The sequence below is a fragment of the Pseudoxanthomonas sp. LjRoot204_2 genome (genome assembly GCF_056175765.1).
Genome location: NZ_JBGFFG010000263.1, coordinates 1 through 4,816 on the forward strand (window position 1 = coordinate 1; position 4,816 = coordinate 4,816).

Genomic DNA, 4,816 nt, shown 5'->3' on the forward strand with positions numbered 1-4,816 from the left:
GCTTGAGATCGCGCACCAGCCCGAACAGCGCCATTGCGCGCAGGCCGTACCAGGTCAGGTCGATTTCCCACCAGCGGAATCCCTGCCGCGCGGTGCCGGGAAAGAAGTGGTGGTTGTTGTGCCAGCCCTCGCCGAACGTCAGCAGCGCCAGCCACAGGTTGTTGCGGCTGTCGTCGCGCGTATCGAAACGGCGGCGGCCGAAGCGGTGCGCCAGCGAGTTGATGGTCACGGTGGCGTGGAACAGCACGACCGTCGAGACGAAGAAGCCCCAGACCAGCATCTGCCCGCCGCTGGTGCCGAGGTGCGGTGCCACGCGTTCCAGCAGCGCACCGACACCGTACAGCGCGGCCGCCAGCAGCACTGGCACGACGGTGTCGTAGCGGTCCAGCCAGCGCAGTTCGGGATAGCGCGCCAGGTCGGGGATGCGCGACCAGTCGGTGCGGAAGCCGCCCCGCGTCAGGAACCAGCCCGCATGGCTCCACCAGAATCCATGCACGGCGGGGGAATGCGGATCGGCCGCGGTGTCGGCATGGCGATGGTGGTTGCGGTGGTGCGCCGCCCACCACAACGGACCGCGCTGCACGCTGGACGCGCCGATCAGTGCGAACACGAACTGCAGCACGCGCGACGTGCGGAACGTGCGGTGGGAGAAATAGCGGTGGTAGAAGCCTGTGATGGCGAACATGCGTACCGCGTACAGCACTGCGGCCACGATCACCGCCACCGGGGATACGCCGACCCAGAACACGGCCAGGCAGGCCAGGTGCATGCCGATGAAAGGGGCGGCACGCAGCCAGTCGATCCGGTCGCCACCATCCTCGTGTTCCTGCGCCGCCTGGGTGTCGAACCAGCGTCGCAGCGCCGGCAGCACACGGGGCGCCGGCGGGGGAGTGGGGGAATCGCTGGCCGGCATCAGGAGGTCTCGATCGCTTGAATCCCTAGTACGACCGAACGCGCGCTTTGGATGCGTGAAGACCGCTCACCCGCAGCGGCCGACCAGTGGCGTGGCCAACGCATCGCGCAGTGCACGCGCATCCGCCGCGGCGGGCGGCTGCGGGAACACGATGCGTACGTCCTGGTGCCGGCCCTTGTCGTCGCGGATGGTGGCGATGCCGGCGAATTCCAGCAGGCGCTGGTCCGCATTGGCGTAGGTCAACTGCATCGTCGGGGCGACGAAGCCGTACCAGCGATCCAGCTTCATCGCCATGCGCTGGGCGGGGATGCCGTTCCAGCGTACGACCTCGCCGGGATCCAGCTTCACCGGCATGAAGTCGAACCGGCTGGGCAACAGGAACGGTTGGGTCACGTCGCGTCCCGCGCGCAGGGTGTTCCAGTGCAGCCGCACGCTGGCATCGAATCCGGCATCGATGACCGCCCCGGCAGGCACGGCCAGCGTGCGCTCCTTCGCAGGTGCGCCCGCCTTTTCCCTGACATAGACCACCCGCCCGCGCTCGCTGCTGCGCACCCCCTCCCGGTAGCCGTCGCGCGCATCCTCGAAATCGAAGTCCGGCGCCTGTGCGGTCGCGCGGTCCACCACCGTCTTGCGCGCGAAGGCCCGGCCATCGGGGCAGCGGTAGAGGACCAGCCGCCGGGCGCTGCCTTCTTGCCGGTAGCGCCAGTGGGACTCGCGGTACAGCACAGTATCGCCCTGGCGGGCGTAGGCGGTCGCCTCCTGCCGCAACACGCCCGTATCGGGGCGCGCGGCCGGGCTGGCCAGCATCAGGGCGGCGAAGAGGGGCAGGACGGCCAGGGGACGGGTCATGGGAGCGTGCCGAAGATGAACGGGCTCCTTCTTACGGCACGCACTACGGGACGGATGCTTGGACGACGTGCGCCCCACCTGCATCCGAGTGCCGGTCATCTTCGTAGAGAGCGTCATCACGAACCCAGCGGGACCTGGCATACCATGCCCACCGACCTCACAAGGAGACCGTCGCCCCTGCGGGCGGCACGTCCGGTGTCCACCGTTACCCCCGCCACGCGCGATGTCCACGACTGGACCGGCGACATGCTCGCCGTGGCCCGGCAGCGCGACCGCGCCTGTTTCATGCGCTTGTACGATCATTTCATGCCGCGCCTGTGCCTGTACCTGCGCGGCCTGGGCAATACCGAAGCCGTGGCCGAGGAACTGTCGCAGGAGGCGCTCCTGCGCCTGTGGCAGCGGGCCGCCATGTACGACCCGCAGCAGGGTGCGGTGTCCACCTGGCTGTTCCGCATCGGCCGCAACCTCCATATCGACCGCGTGCGGCGCGAGCCCGGCTGGGTACAGATCATGGAAGACGCCGGCCCGGCTGTCGACGAAGAGCTGGCGCGCCCGTTCAGTTCGGCCGAAGACCACGCCGAACATGCCCATCTGCAGCGCCGCATCGAGGACTTGCCCCCCGTGCAGGCGCGCCTGATGCGCATGTCCTACTTCGAGGCCAAGAGCCACCAGGAGATCGCCGACGAGCTGCAGATGCCGCTCGGCACCGTGAAGTCGCACCTGCGCCGCGCATTCCTGCGGCTGCAGGGCCAAGTACGAGGTCAGTCGTGAACCCGCACCATCATCTCGATCCTTCCACCGTGGTCAGCTACGCCGCCGGCGCACTGGCGGTCGAAGTGGCGATCGTGGCCGCCACCCACCTGGAGACCTGTGCGCATTGCCGCGCGCGCGTGGAAGACGCCGAGCGCATCGGCGGGCACCTGGTCGAGCAGCAGCAGCCGGCCGTCGCTGCCGGCGACCGCCAGGCCGAGCTGCGTGCGTCCATGTGGTCGCGCCTCGACGAGGCGCCCGCGACGGCGACCGTACCGCCCCCGCGCGCGCCGTATGAGGACGACGACCGCCTGCCGGCACCGCTGCACCCGTATTTCGGCACCTCGTACCGCGCTTTGAAATGGCGCTGGATGGCGCCCGGCGTGCATTGCATCCGCGCCCCCAACACCAAGACCGGCACCCTGCTGATGCTGAAGATCGGCCCGGGCCGCAGCATGCCCGTGCACAGCCATGGYGGCACCGAACTGACCCAGATCCTGCGCGGCGCCTACCACGACGCGCTGGGCCAGTTCGCACCCGGCGACGTGGCCGACCTGGACAGCGATGTCGAACACCAGCCGGTCACCGTGCCCGGCACGGCCTGCATCTGCGTGTCGGCCCTCGACGCCCCGCTGCGCTTCCCCGGCTGGCTGGCGCAGCGCCTGCAGCCGTTGTTCAAGCTGTAGCGCCGGCGTGGCTCAGGACGAGGCGCGTTGCTGCCGCAGCAGCCCGGCGATCTCGTCGACGCGTTCGCGGATCGCGTCCAGCGTGTCCTGCGACGAGGACTCCGCAGGCGCGGCCGACGCGTGATGCGGGCGCAGCCGCTCGCGGCGGGCGAGGATCTCGTCGCGCAGCGCGTGGGCGTCGACGATGCCGACCAGCTGCATCGCGTGCGCCTGCCCCGGGCTCTGGCCGGCGGTTTCAACGCGCAGGATGCTCAGGTGGTACAGGCGCAGGATCGGGCCCTCGATGAACGTCACGTCCTGGATGTTCTCCAGCGGGATCGTCTTCTCGACGCGGAAGAGGATGCCCTTGCGGAACTGCAGCGTGCGGTCGTCGACGGTGCATCCGAGCCGCGCGAAGTAATGGCGCGCCCACCATTGGCCGGGCCCCGGCAGCCACAGCAGGATCAGCGGTGCGCCGACCACGCTGATCAGCAGGTACCACGCCACCATCGCGACCAGGTAGGCGCGGATCAACGGATTGAAAGAGGCTTCCAGCGGGGGCGAGGCATGCATGGACGACAGGGTCGGCTCCGGATGACGGCGCGCATTCTGGCACGGCGCGCGCAGGCCGGCATGCGGATGCGGCCGGTCGACCGGCCCCTGATTGCGGACGGCGGGTCGCCGGCGCTGCCCTCGTCGTGCGATGGATCGCGTCGGCATCGTGGGGCGTGTCCCGTGCCGTCTCACGTCCTGCACGCCGACCCGGCTACGATTCGCCCATGCAGTTGAAAGACAAGCTCGCGATCCTCGCCGATGCGGCCAAGTACGACGCATCGTGCGCGTCCAGTGGCGCCGGCAAGCGGCATTCGCTGGGCAAGGGCGGCATCGGCAGCACCGAAGGCATGGGCATCTGCCACTCGTACACGCCGGACGGGCGTTGTGTCTCGCTGCTGAAGATCCTGCTGACCAACTTCTGCATCTACGACTGCGCCTACTGCGTCAACCGCGTGTCCAGCAACGTGCCGCGGGCGCGATTCGCCACCGCGGAGGTGGTCCGGCTGACACTGGAGTTCTACAAGCGCAACTACATCGAGGGCCTGTTCCTTTCCAGCGGCATCATCCGCAACGGCGACTACACGATGGAGCAGATGGTGGAAGTCGCCCGCAGCCTGCGCGAGGACCACCGCTTCGCCGGCTACATCCACCTGAAGACCATTCCCGAAGCGTCGCCGGAACTGCTGGCCGCCGCCGGGCGTTACGCCGACCGCCTTAGCATCAATGTCGAGCTGCCGACCGAGGCCGGCCTGAAGCAGCTCGCGCCGCAGAAAGAGGCGCAGGGCATCCGCGATGCGATGGGCGAACTGCACTGGCGCATCCAGGCCGCGAAGCCCAGCAGGCAGGAAGCGCAGCCGAAGCGGAAACGTCCGCCGAAATTCGCCCCTGCGGGGCAGAGCACGCAGATGATCGTGGGCGCCGACGCGGCGGACGACCGCGCCATCCTGGTCAGCAGCGATGCCCTGTACCGCCAGTTCCGCATGCGCCGCGTGTACTACTCCGCCTTCAGCCCCATCCCGGATGCGTCCACGCAGCTGCCGCTGCGTGCGCCGCCGCTGTTGCGCGAACACCGCCTCTACCAGGC

6 protein-coding genes are annotated in these 4,816 nt (G+C 69.1%); 3 read left to right on the top strand and 3 right to left on the bottom strand.

Annotation, left to right across the window (positions count from 1 at the left end; translation table 11 throughout):
* The coding region (locus AC04L7_RS12510) for an acyl-CoA desaturase (RefSeq protein WP_475513113.1) at window positions 1-913 on the bottom strand (913 nt) is incomplete at its 3' end.
* Window positions 914-979: 66 nt separating this feature from the next.
* Complete coding sequence (locus AC04L7_RS12515) at window positions 980-1,762, bottom strand: hypothetical protein (RefSeq protein WP_435997367.1); 783 nt, start codon at window positions 1,760-1,762, stop codon at window positions 980-982.
* Window positions 1,763-1,906: 144 nt separating this feature from the next.
* Between AC04L7_RS12515 and AC04L7_RS12520 the strand changes: the two genes are divergently transcribed.
* Window positions 1,907-2,533 carry a sigma-70 family RNA polymerase sigma factor gene (locus AC04L7_RS12520; protein WP_435997369.1) on the top strand — a complete coding sequence of 209 codons (627 nt, stop codon included), beginning with the start codon at window positions 1,907-1,909 and terminating at the stop codon, window positions 2,531-2,533.
* Entirely contained in the window at window positions 2,530-3,198 is a 669-nt protein-coding gene (locus AC04L7_RS12525; RefSeq protein ID WP_299341203.1) for a ChrR family anti-sigma-E factor, read from the top strand. The genes AC04L7_RS12520 and AC04L7_RS12525 overlap by 4 nt, the downstream gene beginning before the upstream one ends.
* A 12-nt stretch (window positions 3,199-3,210) precedes the next feature.
* Here AC04L7_RS12525 and AC04L7_RS12530 read toward each other — a convergent pair whose 3' ends face one another.
* Entirely contained in the window at window positions 3,211-3,750 is a 540-nt protein-coding gene (locus tag AC04L7_RS12530) for a PH domain-containing protein (RefSeq protein WP_435997371.1), read from the bottom strand.
* A gap of 206 nt (window positions 3,751-3,956) precedes the next feature.
* Here AC04L7_RS12530 and AC04L7_RS12535 point away from each other — a divergent pair.
* Window positions 3,957-4,816 (top strand): putative DNA modification/repair radical SAM protein (locus tag AC04L7_RS12535; RefSeq protein WP_475513114.1); only part of this gene is annotated, 860 nt, incomplete at its 3' end.

What these genes read in the sequence shown, in the direction of transcription:
- AC04L7_RS12515 (WP_435997367.1), bottom strand. Translation starts at nt 1,762, where the DNA reads ATGACCCGTCCCCTGGCCGTCCTGCCCCTCTTCGCCGCCCTGATGCTG.
- AC04L7_RS12520 (WP_435997369.1), top strand. Translation starts at nt 1,907, where the DNA reads ATGCCCACCGACCTCACAAGGAGACCGTCGCCCCTGCGGGCGGCACGT.
- AC04L7_RS12530 (WP_435997371.1), bottom strand. Translation starts at nt 3,750, where the DNA reads ATGCATGCCTCGCCCCCGCTGGAAGCCTCTTTCAATCCGTTGATCCGC.